The following is a 15,270-nucleotide window of genomic DNA, read 5'->3' as shown; positions in this document are numbered from 1 at the left end:
GGGTCTGGCGGTCCGCCGGATAGGCCACCGCGCTGGCCGCAGGGTCGGCCGCACGCAGCATCTCCCGCAGGGCTGCCGTGTCGACGGTCATGTCAGGCCTCCATCCTGGCGGCCAGTGCTGCCACGGTGTCGTCGTGGGCGGCTCGGTGTCCTGCCCTCGGATCGGTGTGCTGAGGGGCGGCGGCCAGGACGGCTCGGCGGAGCCGCCGCAGCGCACGATGCAGCCGGACCCGGGTCGCGCCACGGCTGCAACCGAGCACATAGGCGATCTCCTGCGGCTCCAACCCCTCCCAGGCCCACAGGCGCAACAGCTCCTGGTCGGTGTCCGGAAGGAGGTCCAGTGCCGGGCGGATGAGCGCCCGGCTGTCGAGTCTGTCGGCCACGTGCTCCCCCATGTCCGGCACCGCTGCTCGGGACCGAGCCGCCTGACCGCGGCCTGCGCGTTCCGGGAGCGCTGGGCCTCACCTCGTCGGGAGTGCAGGACCTCGTGGTGCGCGACCCGGTAGAGCCATGGCAGCGATTCCTCCGGAACCTCCTCCCGGCGCCGCCAGGCCACAGAGAACACCTCCGCGACAACGTCGTCGGCGTCCTCGGGGACTCGACGGCGGGCGTAGGCGAGCACAGCGAAGTGGCTGCGTCGGAAGAGGTCCTCGAACCACGCCTCGTCACGACCGGCCCCGCCGGACGGCGGCTCGCGGTGCTGCGGTGATCCCGTCATGGCTCCTTGTTCCCACTGGAGGGCGAGGCGTTACCCCTCGGCGCGGCTCAGAACGGCCGGCGGAAGAGCGCGACGAGCAGGAAGTCCTCGCCGAACTGGTCGCCGTCCCGCGGCTGCGGCCGCATCGGCCGGATCTCGACCACGTCCAGGTCGGCGAAGATCCGCCGCAGGTCGGCCTCGGAGTAGGCGAGCCCGCCCTCGAGGCTGCCCGTGGCGTAGAACGACGCGTCGGGCGCCTCGGAGCCCATCCGGCCTGCCGCGAAGCAGGTGAGGGCGAACGCGCCGCCGGGTCGCAGGGCGCGCGCCAGCAGGGCGAGGTAGCTGATCCGGCGGTGCGGCGGCAGGTGGTGGAAGCAGCCCGAGTCGTGGACGAGGTCGTAGCCGTCGGCCGGGACGGGCTGCGCGAAGACGTCGCCCGCCACGAGGTGCAGCCGGGCGGCGACGTCGGGCGGTGCCGAGGCCGCGTGCTCCCGGGCCCAGCCGATCGCCTGGGCAGAGAGGTCGACGCCGTCGACGGCCCAGCCCTGCTCTGCGAGCCAGCGGGTGTCCCGGCCCGGGCCGCACCCGACGTCGAGGGCGCGGCCGCCGACCGGGAGCAGGCCCCGCGCCGTCCAGTCGACGAGGCTCTCGTCGGGGCCGGCCCGGAAGAACGGCACCGGCCGGTCGCGGTCGGCGTAGAACCCGTCCCACCAGGCAGATCCGTCCGGCGACCACCGGTCACCGCCTGCTGCGAACAGGCCGTCGAGCAGGTCGAGGAGGTCCTCGACCCCGGCGACCGACCGCGCCCGGGCAGCCGGCCCACCGGCCGCGTTCGGCGCGCCGGCCGCCGGTGCGTCGTCCGTGCCCTGCTCGAGCCGCCTGCCGTCCACCTGAGGATCGTGCCAGCCGCGGGGGCGGCGGGGGCCGCCGAACGGAGGTCAGATCACGGCGACCGGGACCCGGATCGTCGAGTCCAGCCAGCGCTTCTTGTCGATGACGATCTCGAGGAACCAGTGCAGCGTGAAGCCGTCCGTGACGCAGCAGGCAGCGGCGTCCGGCGGGACGGCGACCTGGAACGGCACCCGGAAGGGTGCCCCGGGGACGAAGTCGAACGCGCCGGTGATCGGCACCGTCGGCGTCTCCTGCCGGGCGACGTCCACCGAGACCTCGCGCTGGCGCACCTCGCGCACGAGGCGGACCTTCAGACCGTTCGTCCGCACCGCTTCGTGCGGGCGGACGGTCAGTGTCCCGGCGACCGTCCCGCCCCGGTGGACGAGCCGTCGGTCGAGCTCGACATCGAAAACGGTGCTGTCGGTCGACATCGGCTCGTCGGCCAGGCAGGCGGGCTCGGCCGCCGGGTCCGGCACGACGAGCAGCGGGGCGGGCTGCTCCGGGTCGCGCGCGTGGATGACGTCGATCTCGGCTCGGACCTGCCACCACAGCAATCCTGCGGTGGACGGCGGGGCGTCCGGCGGGACGGTGAGCGTCACGACCCGGCTCACCGGCACCGGCGGGCCCGCGAAGAGGTCGTAGGCGGCGACCTCGTGCCAGCCGTTCGTCCACTGCGGTGTGCCGCTGTGCATGTGGGATCCGGTCCGCAGGGACGCAGGAAGCGCCTCGTACTCGTCGCAGAGCCCGTTGGTGCACTCGTACGCGCCGCTGCGGAGGTAGTAGAACGCGTAGCCGAACCGCAGAGTCGCCCCTCGGACGGACGGGTCGACCGCGGGCACGTCGGCCCGCACGGTGAACGTGGTCCCGGGGTGCAGCGGCGCGGTCGGGACGTAGACCACCGCACCCGGGCGACCCCCGGAGATCGTCATGGCGCTGCAGCCTAACGATCACGCCGCAGCGGTCACAGGCCGCCGGGCAGCACCAGGGAGGTCACCTCGCCGCTCGTCCGGACGGCCCAGCACTGGAACGGCGCCTCGACAGGAGTGCCGTCGCGGGCCGTCACGGCCACGACCCCGCTCACCTCCCACACGGTGCCGCCGTTGCGCCACCGGGTCGAGGTGAACGTCGCGCTGTCCGGCTTCGAGAGCCGCCCGGTGACCGCCAGCTTGCAGGACTCGACGGCACCTTCGGGGGTCCCGGGCGGGCCGGCGGGCTCCGGGCCGCTGGCGACCACGAGCCAGGCACCGACGAGGAAGGCCACGACCCCCACCGGCACGAGAAGGGGCGTCCAGTTCCGGCCGCCGAGGTCGCTCACAGCGGCACTGTAGGTCCCGGTCCGGTCCGGGCGGGGGCATTCGCCCGGCCGGACGGCGTCAGCGCGGCGGGTGCACCGCGCCCGTGTGGCTGGAGAGCTTGTTCTCGAAGAGCGTCCGCGCGCCAGGCGAGTTGCGCAGCACGTCGAGGGCGAAGTCGGCGTGGCCCGCGGCGTAGCCGTTGCCGATCATGAGCGTGACGTCGGCGGCGAGGCCCTCGGCGCCGAGCGCCGCGGTCGCGAACGACGTCGCCATGGAGAAGAACACGACGGTGCCGAGGTTCCCGGTCGAGAGGATCGCGCCGTGCTCGCAGCCGGGCACGTCCACGCAGACGACGGTGACGTCCGCAGGCCCGCCCGCGGCGGCGACGGCCTCGGAGATGGCCACCGGGTCCCGGGCGTCGGCGAGGACGACGACGTCGGCGAGGCCGGTCGCCTCGAGGGCCGTCTTCTCGTGCGTCACGGGGACGACGCCGATGAGCCGGGAGGCGCCGGCCCGGCGCGCGGCGGCCAGCGCGAGCGAGCCGCTCTTGCCGGCCCCGCCGATGACGGCGACGACCGGCGGGCGGCCCTGGGCGACGTACTTCGCGACGACGCGGTGGGTCAGGGCGGGGGCGCCGCAGACGTCCATGACGGCCAGGGCGAGCTCCGCGGGCAGGTCGTCGGGCAGGTGCGCGGCGATCGAGCGGCCGAAGAGGACGGCGTGCCCGTCGCACGGGACCTGCTCGCTGCGGCCGTCCCAGCGGGCGAGGCCGTCGGTGATCCGCAGCGGGGTCAGGGTCAGCGAGACGAGGGTCGCGATCCGGTCCCCCGGGGCCAGGCCGAGGGTGCTCTGCGGGCCGGCCTCCTCGACGGTGCCGACGAGCATCCCGCCGGAGCCGGTCACCGGGTTGTGCATCTTGCCGCGGCTGCCGACGATCGCGAGCACCTCGGCCCGGACGGCGTCGCCGTCCCCGTGGTTCTTGTCGGACAGCTGCCGGAAGCTCGCGGCGTCGAGGTTGAGCCGCTCGACCCGGACCCGGACCTCGTCCGCGCGGATCTCCGGGTCGGCGTCGAGGCGCCAGGCCGCCTGCGGCAGCACGCCGTGCGGCTCGAGCACCCGGTGCAGGCCCACGGGCGAGGTCGGAACGGCGGTGCGGGTCTCGACAACCTCTGTCATGACTCCAGGGTAGTGCAGAAAATCGTCCCGTCAGTGGCTGACATCACCGCAGGATCTCCCGTACATTGCTCCAATGACCGACATCGTGACGAGCCCGCCGGTGCCCGCCGCCTCGCCGGACGCGGCTGTGCAGCCGTCCCACGGCCAGCCGTACCGCTACCGCCGGGTCGAGCTCGTGGAGCCGGACTGGACGCGCCTGCCCGGGTGGAAGGACGTCACCCAGGAGCAGTGGCGCAGCGCCCAGTGGCAGCGCGCGCACTGCGTCAAGACGACGGCCCAGCTCAAGGCGCTCATGGGCGACCTGCTCGACGAGTCGTTCTACGCCGACCTCGAGCGCGACCAGGCCGAGCGGGCGACGATGTCGATGCTCGTCCCGCCGCAGATGCTCAACACGATGGTCCCCGCGACGGACGGCGTCGCGCCGGCCGGCGGCCCGGCGTTCACCGCGGCGTTCTACGCGGACCCGGTGCGCCGCTACATGCTCCCGGTCTTCTCCGACCGCCTCACCGAGTGGCCGAGCCACCCGTTCGCGACCCGCGACAGCCTGCACGAGCACGACATGTGGGTCGCCGAGGGGCTCACGCACCGGTACCCGACGAAGGTGCTCGCCGAGCTGCTCCCGACGTGCCCGCAGTACTGCGGTCACTGCACCCGGATGGACCTCGTCGGGAACTCGACGCCCGTCGTCCAGAAGCTGAAGTTCGACCTCAAGCCGGTCGACCGCACCGACCGCATGGTCGAGTACCTGCGCCGCTCCCCCGAGGTCCGCGACGTCGTCGTCTCCGGCGGGGACGTCGCGAACATGCCGTGGAAGAACCTCGAGGCGTTCATCGTCCGGCTGCTCGAGATCGAGAACATCCGGGACATCCGGCTCGCGACGAAGGCCCTCATGGGCCTGCCGCAGCACTGGCTGCAGCAGGACGTCGTCGAGGGCGTCGCCCGCGTCGCCCGGACGGCGCGCGAGCGCGGCGTGAGCCTCGCGATCCACACCCACGTCAACGCCGCCCAGTCGGTGACGCCGCTCGTCGCCGAGGCGACGATGGCGATGCTCGAGGCCGGCGTCCGCGACGTGCGCAACCAGGGCGTCCTCATGCGGGGCGTCAACGCCGAGGTCGACGACCTGCTCGACCTGTGCTTCCGGCTGCAGGACGGCGCGATGATCACGCCGTACTACTTCTACATGTGCGACATGATCCCGTTCAGCGAGCACTGGCGGGTCAGCCTGCCCGTGGCGCAGGAGCTCCAGCACGGGATCATGGGCTACCTGCCGGGCTTCGCGACGCCGCGGATCGTGTGCGACGTCCCCTTCGTCGGCAAGCGCTGGGTGCACCAGAACGCCGAGCACGACGCGGTCCGCGGGATCAGCCGCTGGACGAAGAACTACCGGACGTCGATCGAGTCGTCCGACCCCGAGGCCCTGACCCGGACCTACCCGTACTACGACCCGATCGACACCCTCCCGGAGGAGGGCCAGGCGTGGTGGCGGGAGAACTCGGACGTCGAGCTCGCGCACCTCGCGGCGACCGAGCACGCCGCGTCGAGCCGGGCGGCGGCGCGGGCGCAGGCCTGACCGGTCTACTCCGGACCGGGCGGGCGTCCGCCCTGCAGCGTGAGCACCTGGACGACGACCCAGCCGTCGGGGACCGTGCTCAGGTCCACGCGCAGGCGGGCGCCGCGCCCTCCCGTGCTGTCGATCCGCAGGACGTCCCCGTTGACCTGCCACGCGGTGACGTCCTGCCACCGGACCGGCGGCCGCTTCCCCGCACCGATCGTGCCGGCTCCGAGCCTGACCGGGCCGAGGTCGACCGGGCCTGCGGCCGCGCGAGCCAGCGCCTGCCGCGCCAGCCCGGTGACGACATGCCGCTCGAGGGCCTGGCCGAGGCGCTCGACGCCCGGCATGGTGGCCGCCACGGCGCCCGGCAGCAGGATGCCGAGAAGGTCGCCGGTGCCGGACCAGGGATCGTGCACGTTGCGGAGCCGTCCCGTCAGGACGACGTCGGCGGCCCCCGCGACGCGCAGCCGGTAGCCCCGCATCGACGGGGGCGAGACCTCGGGGTGCGAGTCCCAGACGTAGTCGGCGCCGACGACGTCCCCCCACCGCGTGGCCCGCTCCGCGCCTCGGTGGTCCACCGTCACGAGACCGTCCGCGAAGAGGTAGGCCCAGGACCGGCGTGGCGGCCATCGCCACGACCGCGTCCCGCACGTCACGGCGCCGACGAGCAGCAGGACCGGCAGGGCCGCGAGCGGCCACAGCGCTCCCGTGCCCCGCTGGACCTCCCCGTAGACGGTGGCGGCAGCGGCGGGGGCCGCCAGACCCTGCAGGATCGCGGCGGCCCCCAGCGACGTCCCCCACGGGTCGGGCTGCTCGTCCAGGAAGACCGCCGACGGCGCACCGAGCCCGTGCCGCCGGCCGACGGCCCCGGCGTGCTCCCACTGCGGCGCCGTCCGGGCACGGGCCTCGGCTGCCCGCTGCTCGAAGGCTGCGCGGAGCTCCCGCTCCTGGGACTCGCTCAGCCCCATGGTCCTGACTCCTTGTCGTCGTGCACGCCGCTGTGACGACGAGGTGCCGTACCGGGTTCCTCCCCTCGATCCTGCAGCAGCCGCCCGGCCTTCGCGTTGAGGTAGCGCTGCTCGGTGATGCTCGTCGTCAGCCGCGCCGCCGTCGCGTACGCCTCGCGTGCCTCGTCGGTGTGCCCGAGGCGGTCGAGCAGGTGCGCGCGGACGGCGTGCAGCCGGTGCTGGCGGCGCATCGCCGGGTCGCCGAGGAGCGGGTCGAGCAGGGGCAGGGCGGCGTCCGGGCCCTGCTCCATCGCCACCGACACGGCGAGGTTGAGGGTGACGGCCGGTCCCGGGGCGATCCGCTCGAGCATCCGGTAGAGCACCGTGATCTGCTGCCAGTCGGTGTCCTCCCAGTGCGCTGCCTCCGCGTGCACCGCGGCGATGGCGGCCTGGAGCTGGTACGGCCCGACGTGGCCGCGCGGCAGCACCCGTTCGAGGATCGCGACCGCCTCGGCGACCGCGGCCCGGTCCCACAGCGAGCGGTCCTGCTCGGCGAGCGGCACGAGAGCACCGTCGGGCGCCGTCCGCGCCGCCCGCCGGGCATCGGTGAGCAGCATGAGCGCGAGCAGTCCCGCGCACTCGTCGTCACCGGGCCGGAGCGTCGCGAGCCGCCGGGTGAGCCGGATCGCCTCGGCCGTCAGCGACACGTCGAACAGCCTGGCCCCGGCGGTGGCCGTGTGGCCCTCGGTGAAGACGAGGTAGAGCACCTGGAGCACCGCCGCCATCCGCTCGGCGAGCTCGTCGGCGGTGAGCGCGCCGAACCGGGCGCCGGACTCGCGCAGCCGTGCCTTCGCCCGGCTGATCCGTTGCGCCATCGTCGGTTCCGGCACCAGGAACCCCCGCGCGATCTGCTGCGTCGTGAGGCCGGCGAGCGACCGCAGCGTGAGCGCCACCTGCGAGGCCCGGCTCAGGGCCGGGTGGCAGCAGAGCGCGAACAGGTGCACCTGGTCGTCGACGGGCGCCTCGCCGTCGGCGCCCGGGCCGGTGTCGACGTCGGTGTCCACGCCGGCGTCCGCGGCCGGTGCGTGCAGCCGGTCCGCGGGCTCCCGGAGGACGGCGGTCCGCTCGCGCCGGGCCCGGGCGCTCTCGCTGCGGTACCGGTCGACGAGCCGGCGGTCCGCCACCCGGACGAGCCAGCCGGTCGGGTTGTCGGGCAGCCCCTCCCGCGGCCACTGCGTCGTCGCCGCGAGCATCGCCTCCTGGACGGCGTCCTCCGCGGTGTCGAGGTCGCCGCACCGGCGCACGAGCACCGCGAGGACGTCGGGTGCCGCCTCCCGCAGCACGTCCTCGAGCGGGCGCTGCGGGAGTCCGGGCCCGGTCACCGGCGGGGTCTGCTCACTCGTCCGGGCCGCCGCCCCACATCGCCGGCCGCAGCTCGACCGCGCTGCCCGGGCCGACGAACTGCGCCGCGATCTCCTGCGCGCGTTCCGGGCTCGCGACGTCGACGAGGAAGAACCCGGCGAGGTGCTCCTTGGTCTCCGCGTACGGCCCGTCGGTGGCGACGTGCCCGTCGGGCGTCCACCGGTAGAGGGTCGCCGATGCCGGGTCGGCGAGTGCCTCGGCGGTGACGAACTCGCCGGAGGCGACGAGGCCCTCCATGAGCACGTCGAAGGCCTTGTCGGCGCGCTCGCGGTCCTCGGGCGACTGGGCCCGGCCCTCGGCGGTGTAGTGCTCGGTCGGGTGGCCCCACGGCTCGGGGTTGGAGTGGATGAGGATGACGTACTTCACGGGCTCTCCCTGGGGCGTCGGCTGCTGTCGGTGGCTCGTCGGAGCCGTCGCGCAGTTCTCGACATGGTCCCCGAACCGGGATCCCTCGACGAGTCCGGCGGTACCTCGGTTCCTGACCCGGCTTCGGCCGCCCGACGCCTGGACCGGCCTCGCCCGAACCGGCCGACGACCTCCCGCCCGGAGCCGTCGCGTTCCACGTGACCGCAGCGTGGTGCCTTGCTGGACCTCCCCGTTGGCGGTGGCGGCAGCGGCCGCCAGGCCCTGAAGGATCGCGGCCAGGACCGTGCTGCGCCGGCCGCCGCTCCGCGGCGTGGGTCTAGTGGCGCGTGTGCGAAATGCTTGGACGGGAGGGCTCTGGTTCAGAGTCCCCAGAATGGTCCGGAGAGGCCGACGCTGCGCAGGTAGTCGGCGGCTGCAGCGGGTTCTCGGCGGGCGTAGCCGCGGTCGAGACGGCCGGTGTACCAGTCTGAGGCGAAGCGCCAGAGGGTGGTCAGGTCCATGACGTAGCCGCGCTGGTTGCCGGTCTGCTCGAGCCAGGTGACCACGCAGGTGTCGTTGCAGAACAGGCGCTGGTGGCCGCAGGTGTGCACGACGTCGTCCCACATGTGCGCGGCGGGGACCAGGAAATGGGCGACCTGCTCGCCGGCGGGCGGCGCGGTGCGGGTGACGTTCCACGCGTGTGGTGTCGAGCATGCGGGGCAGGTGGTAGCGACCAGGAGGGAGGGTTCCCAGGTCAGCAGGTGGGCCATCGCGAAGGAGTCCCACGCGCAGCCGCCCCACCACAGGGTGTTGGCACCCATCACGGAGAAGCCCAGTGGGACCGCGGAGAACGGGTGCGCCATGGCGATCCGGCCGTCGGCGTCGAGGGCCAGGTTGCGCCCGGCGGCCAACTCCTCGATGGCCCGGCGCACGGTGTCGCGGCCGACGTGGAGCTCGCCGGCGAGCTCCTGGTCTGTGGGGGGCCGGCCGTCGTGCGCGAACCGGGTGTAGACCGCCAGACGGACGGCCTCGACGTCGACGCCGCCGTCTGCGAACGCTTCATCGGGCCCGGCACTTGGGTCTGCGTCGGGGCCGGTGGGGGTGGACATGGCGGGGAGTGTAGCGCCGGTTGTGGCGTTAGTTGCTGGACGGTTCCGGGCCGTCCGAGAATGGGGCATGGCGAACCGTCCGGCACCAGCGCTCGTGCTGTGGGAAGGGGACCAGGTCGAGCTGGAGCGGCTGACTCGGGCCTCCGGCGTGCGGGCCGGGCTCGCGCAGCGAGCACGGATCGTCTTGCTGGCCGCCGCCGGCGTCGGCAACACCGAGATCGCTCACCGGGTCGGGGTCGCCCGTCAGACGGTGGTGACCTGGCGCGCCCGGTACGGTCGAGGCGGGGTGAGCGCGCTGCACGACCAGGACCGGTCAGGGCGACCGCTCACGATCGACCAGGCCCGGATCATCACCGAGACGCTCAAGCCGCCGCCGAGGAGCCTGGGCGAGACGCACTGGTCGACCCGTTTGCTCGGGGACCGGTTGAAGGTCGCGAACTCCACGATCGCGAAAGCGTGGCGAGCGTACGGGCTGCAGCCCTTGCGGACCGGGTCGTTCCGGTTCTCCACCGACCCCGAACTGGAGGCCAAGGTCATCGACGTGGTGGGCCTGTACCTGAACCCGCCCCAGAATGCCGTCGTGCTCTGCGTGGACGAGAAGAGCCAGACCCAGGCCCTGGAGCGCACCTCGCCGATCCTGCCGATGCAACCGCATCTGATCGAGCGCCGCTCTCACGACTATCGCCGGCACGGCACCACGACTCTGTTCGCGGCGCTGAACGTGACCGGCAAGATCACTGCCCGCTGCCACCCGCGGCACAGCCACGAGGAGTTCCTGACCTTCCTGCGCCAGGTCACCAGCGCATACCCCCGCGGCGAGGTGCACCTGGTGATGGACAACTACGCGACGCACAAGCACACCGCGGTGAAGGCCTGGCTGGCGACCAACCCTCGCGTGGTCGTGCACTTCACCCCGAGCCACGCCTCTTGGATGAACATGGTCGAAGCCTGGTTCTCGATGGCCGAACGTCAAGCCCTCCACCGCGGCTCCTGTCGCTCCGTTCGCGGGCTCACCACCACGATCCGCGCCTACCTCGACGGCTGGAACGAGCGTGCCCATCCCTTCACCTGGACCAAGACCGCGGACGACGTCCTCAAGACGGTCAACCGTCCAGGCGCTGCACAGACGGGGCACTAGTATCTCTTCTCCGGGAGTAGAGATCCCGCGCCGCTGAAGTGCATTCAGCGGGCCCCACTCCTCAAGGTCTTGGGGCCTCAACGCACAGCGACTGCTACGTCTGGGACACGACACCATTCATGGGGCGACTGTATCGGCCACTGCCGGAGCAACTGAGTGACTCGGAGCGTCGTTTCCTGGAGCGGGTTGCGCCGCTCGGGCTCGATTTCCTGACCTCGCGGCAGCGCTACTTCGAGCTCTTCGGTGTTCGGAGCTACCACGGGTGGCGTGACGTCATCGCTCTGCCAGAGGCAAGCGCACTGAGCCGTACACCGCTGTCCTTCGTCATGTATGCCGACGAGCAGGTGATGGACCTCGCGCCCGAGTACCTCTGGGCGGACTACCTGGCGCACGACGACGCTCGCTCCAACCACCGCGACATGGTCGAGCAGTTGAGCCTGGCCCTGGGCCCTCCCCTGGTCTGCGATGTCTCGAACTGCCTGCAGTGTCGTTGGGACTTCGGAGTCTTCCGCGTCGAGCTCCACACCTTCCCGCCCGAGTTGCAGCAACCGAGCAACAACGTGCTCCACGAACAGAACCCTCGCCTGGCGTTGTGCGCTGCCGTTTCGATTCACAGTGCGCTGGCGTTTCCCTACCCCGACGGCAGCCTCGAGCCGGTGGCCGACGCCGTGCGACTCGGCGGCGGGATGGTGCTCGACGTGGCGGTCGGGCACTGGGGCTCTGAGCTCGGCGCGTCCCGCCGCTACGCGCGTCGGTCACCGCGCAGCCTTGCCGGTGCCGTTGGTCCGGGGCGGCTGCTGGCCTGGCGCGACGATGCGAACCGCCGCCTGGGGGTGTCCGCCGGGGCGCGTTCCCTGGTGTTCGAGCGCGCGGAGGTCGCGGCACTTGCCCTGCGGCGCTTCCAGGGCGACCGCGGACCCGGGGGCTTACGGATCGAGCTCGAGCTCTCCCCTGCCCGCCACGCTCCCGAGCCCGCGACGGCGCTGCTGGAGGCCACGGACCCCGAGGGCTCCGAAGTCGTCGGGCTCCAACGGCTCGCCGCCCAGATCGCGGCGCACCTTGGCCTCGAGCTCGTCCGGCGCAGCGACGACGGCTGACGAGACGACGCAAGGCGCCCCGACGGTGCGCTTCGCACGGAAGACGCCCCCTGGCCGCTCGTTCGGTGCGGCAGCCCGGTCGCAGATTGCCGAAGACCGGGATGGAACCGACCGGCCCGTGTGATCATCGCAGCGGTGACCGATCCGCACCGCCCTGTGGAGTTCGCCCGTGTCGCACGATCTCGTCCTGGTTGTCGCCGCCCTCCTCGGCTGGGGCGTCGTCACCGCCTCCGCCCACGTCCTGACCCGGTTCGGCCGACCGGCCCCCGGGCCGGCCTCAGTCGAACCGCCCGACGACCTCCCGCCCGGGGTCGTCGCGTTCCTCGTCGGTGGGCCGGACACCGAGCCGGCCGCCGCGGCCACGCTCCTGGACCTCGCAGGACGCGGGGTCCTCGTCATCGAGGCGCCGGCCGGCGGCCCGGCGACGGTCCGGCCGGGCAGACCCGTCGACGGGCTGAGCCGCCTGGAGTCGCTCGTCCTGGCGCGGGTCCGGAGCCTGGGCCGTGGCGGTCCCGTCCCGCTGCCCGCGCTCGCGGCCCGCGCCGGGGCACCCGAGGAGGACGACGTCCGGGAGGCCGTCGTCGAGGCGACCCGGGCGCGTCGGCTCACCTCCGCGCGCGCCGGGTGGGTGCTGCGGTCCGTGCTCGTCGCGGCGGCCCTCGTGCCTGCGCTGGCGGTCGGTGCCGTGGCCGTCGCCAGAGCGGAGAACACGACGGAGCCGGGGAACACCTTGTTCGCCTTCACCGCGGTCACCATGGTGGTGCTGCTCGGCCCGTTCTGGGGGCGCTTCCACGGGGAGCGGCTGACGCACGCCGGGCGGCGGGCGGCGTCCGCCTGGCTCGGCCACGGCACCCACCTCGGCCGGGACGAGCTGCTGCGGGCCGCGACGCCGGCCGACGTCGCCGTGCAGGGTCGGCGGCTCGCCGACGCCCGGGCGCTCGGGCTGGCCCGTGGGCTCGACCGGCTCGTCCGGTTCGGCCCGGGTGACCGCAGCGTGGTCTGGTCGTCCTTCGGCGGCCGGTGGCGGCCGGTCGAGGTCCGGTACCCGCGGGGCCTGCTCGCCGGGCGGTCCGCCGGCGGGACGACGGTCTACGGGCTGTGGCTGGTCGGCGTGGTGGCCGCCTCCACGTTCACCCTCTTCTGGGTCCCGGCCGCGGCGGGATGGTCCCCGGACGGTGCCCTGCTCCCGGCGCTTGTGTCGGTGGTGTCGGTGGTGTCGGTGGTGTCGGACATGTCGGCTCCTCGGACGGACGCTCGTCGGCGGGCCGGCCGGCCGCCGGGTCGCAGCCGCGACCGGGTTCTGGCGGGCGGCGTCCGCGCTCATGGTCTTCGTCATCGTCGCCATGGGGTTCGCCGTCGTCGAGCGCCAGCACTGCCGGATGGAGGGCTGGTCGTCGCCCGACCAGTTCTTCCACATGTGCTACTCCGACGTGCCGGTGCTCTACGGCAGCGCCGGCCTCGGCGACCCGGGGCGCCCCGGGCTCGTCGACGCGGTCGCGGCGGACGGCTCGCTCGGCCAGCCGCCGCTCATGGGCGCCCTCATCTGGACCGTCTCGCGCCTGGTCCCGGACGAGGGGTCCGCAACGGCGGCCAGGGTCTTCTTCGACCTGTCCGCGGTGCTGCTGGCCGCCGCGCTCGCGGTCGCCGTGCTCTGCGTCGCGTCGGTCGCCGGCCGCCGCCGCTGGGACGCCGCGCACCTCGCGCTCTCACCGGTGGTCGTCACCGCGGGGCTGATCTCCTACGACCTGTTCGCCGTCGCGCTCGGCTGCGCGGCGCTGCTCGCCTGGAGCCGGCAGAAGATCGTCACCGCGGGCGTCCTGCTCGGCCTGACCGTCGCCGTCCGGCCGACGTACGCCGTGCTCGGCGTCGTGCTGCTCGCGGTCGCCCTGCGGGCCGGGGCGGCCGGTCGCGCGGCGGCCACCGTCCTGGTGGGCCTCGGTGCCTACCTCGGGCTGCGCGCCGTCCTGCTGCCCGGGTGGCTGGGCCAGCTCGGGGTGGCGTTCTCGACGTGGCGGGACGGCACCCCCGGCTACGGCTCGCTGTGGCTCGCGCCGCAGATGCTCGCCCAGAGCAAGCCGTCGAACGCCCGGTTCTGGTACTCGGGGGACGGCCTCGGTGCGACGGCGAGCACGGTGCTGTCGATCGTCGGGTTCTCCCTCGTCGTGATCCTCGTGCTCGCCGTCGCGCTCGCGTCGCACCGCCGGCCCCGGGTCGCGCACGTCGCGCTCGTCGCCGTCGTCGGCTGCCTGCTCGTGTCGAAGTCGGTGCCGGTGCAGGCCTCGCTCCTGCTCCTGCCGTTCGTCGCGTGGGCCGGGCTGCGCTGGCGCGACCACCTCGTCTGGGCGACGACCGAGGTCGTCTACTTCGTCGCGGTCTGGCTCTACATCGGCGGGCTGACGAACACCGACCGCGGGATGCCCGCCGGGTTCTACCTGCTCCTCATGCTCGTGCGCCTCGGCGGCATGACATGGCTCGCGGTCCAGGCCCTGCGCGCGGTCCGGGACCCGCTGCGCGACCCCGTCCGGCTGCCCGAGGACGGCGGTCCGGGGGCCGACGACCCGCTCGGCGGTCCGGCCGACGGGGCCCACGACGCGCTCGTCGTCCGGCTCGTCTGACCGGTCGTCCGATCCGGTCGTCTGATCCGACCGGAACGTCGGGTCCGTCCCTGTGGACGACCGATTTCGGCCCCGGGGGAGCCTGCGGGTAGCCTTGGCCCGCGGACGTCCCCGGGTCACCTGATCCCGGGCCGGCGTCCCGGACGCAACAGCCCTCCTGTCACGGACGGACCGTGACCGCTCAAGACCAGAGGAGGTGGGTTCACGCATGCGTCACTACGAGCTGATGGTCATCCTCGACCCCGAGCTCGAGGAGCGGACCGTCGCCCCGTCGCTCGACCGTTTCCTCAACGTCGTCCGCAACGGCGGCGGCTCCGTGGAGAACGTCGACATCTGGGGTCGTCGTCGCCTCGCGTACGAGATCAAGAAGAAGACCGAGGGCATCTACGCGGTCGTCGACATGACGTCCACGCCCGAGGTCGCCAAGGAGCTTGACCGGCAGCTGAACCTCAACGAGAGCGTTCTGCGCACCAAGCTCATCCGTCCCGACGCTCGCTGAGCGGGAGGGCCCGGCGGGCCGCCGAGAGGCACCTGTCGGACCCGGCCCGTACCTTCCCCGACGAGCTCCCATCCACTGTCGAAGGCGAAGAACCCATGGCCGGCGAGACCGTCATCACCATCATCGGCAACGTCACCAACGACCCCGAGCTGCGGTTCACGCCGTCCGGGGCCGCGGTGGCGAACTTCACCGTCGCGTCGACCCCCCGCACGTTCGACCGTCAGTCGAACGAGTGGAAGGACGGCGACACCCTCTTCATGCGCTGCTCGGTGTGGCGTGACGCGGCCGAGAACGTGGCCGAGTCGCTCCAGCGGGGCACCCGCGTGCTCGTGACGGGCCGGCTCCGCAGCCGCTCGTACGAGACCAAGGAGGGCGAGAAGCGCACGGTCGTCGAGCTGGACGTCGACGAGGTCGGCCCCTCCCTGCGCTACGCGACGGCGAAGGTCAACAAGACCAGCCGTGGCGGGGGCGGCGGCGGTGGTGGCTT

16 protein-coding genes and 1 pseudogene are annotated in these 15,270 nt (G+C 73.3%); 6 read left to right on the top strand and 11 right to left on the bottom strand.

Translation table 11 applies throughout. The features are described 5' to 3' along the window. Window positions 1-92: 92 nt before the first annotated feature. From EDJALFJO_RS19350 to EDJALFJO_RS19325, 6 genes and pseudogenes are all read right to left on the bottom strand, one after another. Window positions 93-395 carry a sigma factor-like helix-turn-helix DNA-binding protein gene (locus EDJALFJO_RS19350; RefSeq protein ID WP_088287998.1) on the bottom strand — a complete coding sequence of 101 codons (303 nt, stop codon included), beginning with the start codon at window positions 393-395 and terminating at the stop codon, window positions 93-95. A 125-nt stretch (window positions 396-520) separates the two neighbouring features. Beyond that, window positions 521-718, bottom strand: a pseudogene (locus EDJALFJO_RS36500) (hypothetical protein); the annotation flags it as partial. A gap of 47 nt (window positions 719-765) precedes the next feature. Then, window positions 766-1,467: a class I SAM-dependent methyltransferase gene (locus EDJALFJO_RS19340; protein WP_369812559.1), complete on the bottom strand. Its 702-nt coding sequence runs from the start codon at window positions 1,465-1,467 to the stop codon at window positions 766-768. A gap of 168 nt (window positions 1,468-1,635) precedes the next feature. Next, the gene (locus EDJALFJO_RS19335) at window positions 1,636-2,517 is read right to left on the bottom strand and encodes a hypothetical protein (RefSeq protein ID WP_143448662.1); all 882 of its coding nucleotides are present in this window, start codon (window positions 2,515-2,517) and stop codon (window positions 1,636-1,638) included. A gap of 32 nt (window positions 2,518-2,549) precedes the next feature. Further along, on the bottom strand, window positions 2,550-2,903 hold the full coding sequence (locus tag EDJALFJO_RS19330) for a hypothetical protein (RefSeq protein ID WP_088287953.1): 354 nt from the start codon (window positions 2,901-2,903) through the stop codon (window positions 2,550-2,552). Between the two features lie 58 nt (window positions 2,904-2,961). Beyond that, entirely contained in the window at window positions 2,962-4,059 is a 1,098-nt protein-coding gene (locus tag EDJALFJO_RS19325; protein ID WP_088287952.1) for an L-erythro-3,5-diaminohexanoate dehydrogenase, read from the bottom strand. Window positions 4,060-4,132: 73 nt separating this feature from the next. Here EDJALFJO_RS19325 and EDJALFJO_RS19320 point away from each other — a divergent pair, with 73 nt between their 5' ends. After that, window positions 4,133-5,629: a KamA family radical SAM protein gene (locus tag EDJALFJO_RS19320; protein ID WP_088287951.1), complete on the top strand. Its 1,497-nt coding sequence runs from the start codon at window positions 4,133-4,135 to the stop codon at window positions 5,627-5,629. A gap of 5 nt (window positions 5,630-5,634) precedes the next feature. Here EDJALFJO_RS19320 and EDJALFJO_RS19315 read toward each other — a convergent pair whose 3' ends face one another. From EDJALFJO_RS19315 to merB, 4 genes are all read right to left on the bottom strand, one after another. Then, a complete protein-coding gene (locus tag EDJALFJO_RS19315; RefSeq protein ID WP_088287950.1) occupies window positions 5,635-6,579 on the bottom strand; it encodes a hypothetical protein in 945 nt (314 codons plus the stop codon). Further along, window positions 6,570-7,940: an RNA polymerase sigma factor gene (locus tag EDJALFJO_RS19310; protein WP_088287949.1), complete on the bottom strand. Its 1,371-nt coding sequence runs from the start codon at window positions 7,938-7,940 to the stop codon at window positions 6,570-6,572. Before EDJALFJO_RS19310 ends, EDJALFJO_RS19315 begins: the two co-directional genes overlap by 10 nt. 13 nt (window positions 7,941-7,953) lie before the next feature. Next, window positions 7,954-8,346, bottom strand: coding sequence for a YciI family protein (locus tag EDJALFJO_RS19305; protein WP_088287948.1), 393 nt, complete (start codon window positions 8,344-8,346; stop codon window positions 7,954-7,956). 359 nt (window positions 8,347-8,705) lie between these two features. Further along, complete coding sequence (gene merB, locus EDJALFJO_RS19300; protein WP_088287947.1) at window positions 8,706-9,434, bottom strand: organomercurial lyase; 729 nt, start codon at window positions 9,432-9,434, stop codon at window positions 8,706-8,708. A 67-nt stretch (window positions 9,435-9,501) separates the two neighbouring features. Here merB and EDJALFJO_RS19295 point away from each other — a divergent pair, with 67 nt between their 5' ends. Continuing rightward, window positions 9,502-10,572, top strand: coding sequence for an IS630 family transposase (locus tag EDJALFJO_RS19295; RefSeq protein WP_088287946.1), 1,071 nt, complete (start codon window positions 9,502-9,504; stop codon window positions 10,570-10,572). A gap of 119 nt (window positions 10,573-10,691) precedes the next feature. Continuing rightward, window positions 10,692-11,669, top strand: coding sequence for a hypothetical protein (locus tag EDJALFJO_RS19290; RefSeq protein ID WP_088287945.1), 978 nt, complete (start codon window positions 10,692-10,694; stop codon window positions 11,667-11,669). A gap of 1,089 nt (window positions 11,670-12,758) precedes the next feature. Here EDJALFJO_RS19290 and EDJALFJO_RS34450 read toward each other — a convergent pair. Further along, entirely contained in the window at window positions 12,759-12,902 is a 144-nt protein-coding gene (locus EDJALFJO_RS34450) for a hypothetical protein (protein ID WP_158220487.1), read from the bottom strand. Between the two features lie 89 nt (window positions 12,903-12,991). Between EDJALFJO_RS34450 and EDJALFJO_RS19280 the strand changes: the two genes are divergently transcribed. The 3 genes from EDJALFJO_RS19280 to EDJALFJO_RS19270 all read left to right on the top strand — a co-directional run. After that, on the top strand, window positions 12,992-14,284 hold the full coding sequence (locus tag EDJALFJO_RS19280; RefSeq protein WP_088287943.1) for a glycosyltransferase 87 family protein: 1,293 nt from the start codon (window positions 12,992-12,994) through the stop codon (window positions 14,282-14,284). Between the two features lie 208 nt (window positions 14,285-14,492). Beyond that, window positions 14,493-14,783: a 30S ribosomal protein S6 gene (gene rpsF / locus EDJALFJO_RS19275; protein ID WP_088287942.1), complete on the top strand. Its 291-nt coding sequence runs from the start codon at window positions 14,493-14,495 to the stop codon at window positions 14,781-14,783. A 95-nt stretch (window positions 14,784-14,878) separates the two neighbouring features. After that, window positions 14,879-15,270, top strand: a 392-nt coding sequence (locus EDJALFJO_RS19270; protein ID WP_143448661.1) for a single-stranded DNA-binding protein, incomplete at its 3' end; no start/stop codon positions are given.

This window comes from Kineosporia sp. A_224, from assembly GCF_002198655.1.
GTDB lineage: Bacteria > Actinomycetota > Actinomycetes > Actinomycetales > Kineosporiaceae > R-H-3.
The sequence above is the reverse complement of the archived record's forward strand: the minus strand, read 5'-3'. Positions and strand labels throughout refer to the sequence as shown.

Excerpts from the sequence above, each read along its gene's own strand:
- EDJALFJO_RS19350 (WP_088287998.1), bottom strand. The coding sequence starts at position 395 with ATGGGGGAGCACGTGGCCGACAGACTCGACAGCCGGGCGCTCATCCGC.
- EDJALFJO_RS19335 (WP_143448662.1), bottom strand. The coding sequence starts at position 2,517 with ATGACGATCTCCGGGGGTCGCCCGGGTGCGGTGGTCTACGTCCCGACC.
- EDJALFJO_RS19325 (WP_088287952.1), bottom strand. The coding sequence starts at position 4,059 with ATGACAGAGGTTGTCGAGACCCGCACCGCCGTTCCGACCTCGCCCGTG.
- EDJALFJO_RS19320 (WP_088287951.1), top strand. The coding sequence starts at position 4,133 with ATGACCGACATCGTGACGAGCCCGCCGGTGCCCGCCGCCTCGCCGGAC.
- EDJALFJO_RS19315 (WP_088287950.1), bottom strand. The coding sequence starts at position 6,579 with ATGGGGCTGAGCGAGTCCCAGGAGCGGGAGCTCCGCGCAGCCTTCGAG.
- merB (WP_088287947.1), bottom strand. The coding sequence starts at position 9,434 with ATGTCCACCCCCACCGGCCCCGACGCAGACCCAAGTGCCGGGCCCGAT.
- EDJALFJO_RS19295 (WP_088287946.1), top strand. The coding sequence starts at position 9,502 with ATGGCGAACCGTCCGGCACCAGCGCTCGTGCTGTGGGAAGGGGACCAG.
- EDJALFJO_RS19290 (WP_088287945.1), top strand. The coding sequence starts at position 10,692 with ATGGGGCGACTGTATCGGCCACTGCCGGAGCAACTGAGTGACTCGGAG.
- EDJALFJO_RS34450 (WP_158220487.1), bottom strand. The coding sequence starts at position 12,902 with ATGTCCGACACCACCGACACCACCGACACCACCGACACAAGCGCCGGG.
- EDJALFJO_RS19280 (WP_088287943.1), top strand. The coding sequence starts at position 12,992 with ATGGTCTTCGTCATCGTCGCCATGGGGTTCGCCGTCGTCGAGCGCCAG.
- rpsF (WP_088287942.1), top strand. The coding sequence starts at position 14,493 with ATGCGTCACTACGAGCTGATGGTCATCCTCGACCCCGAGCTCGAGGAG.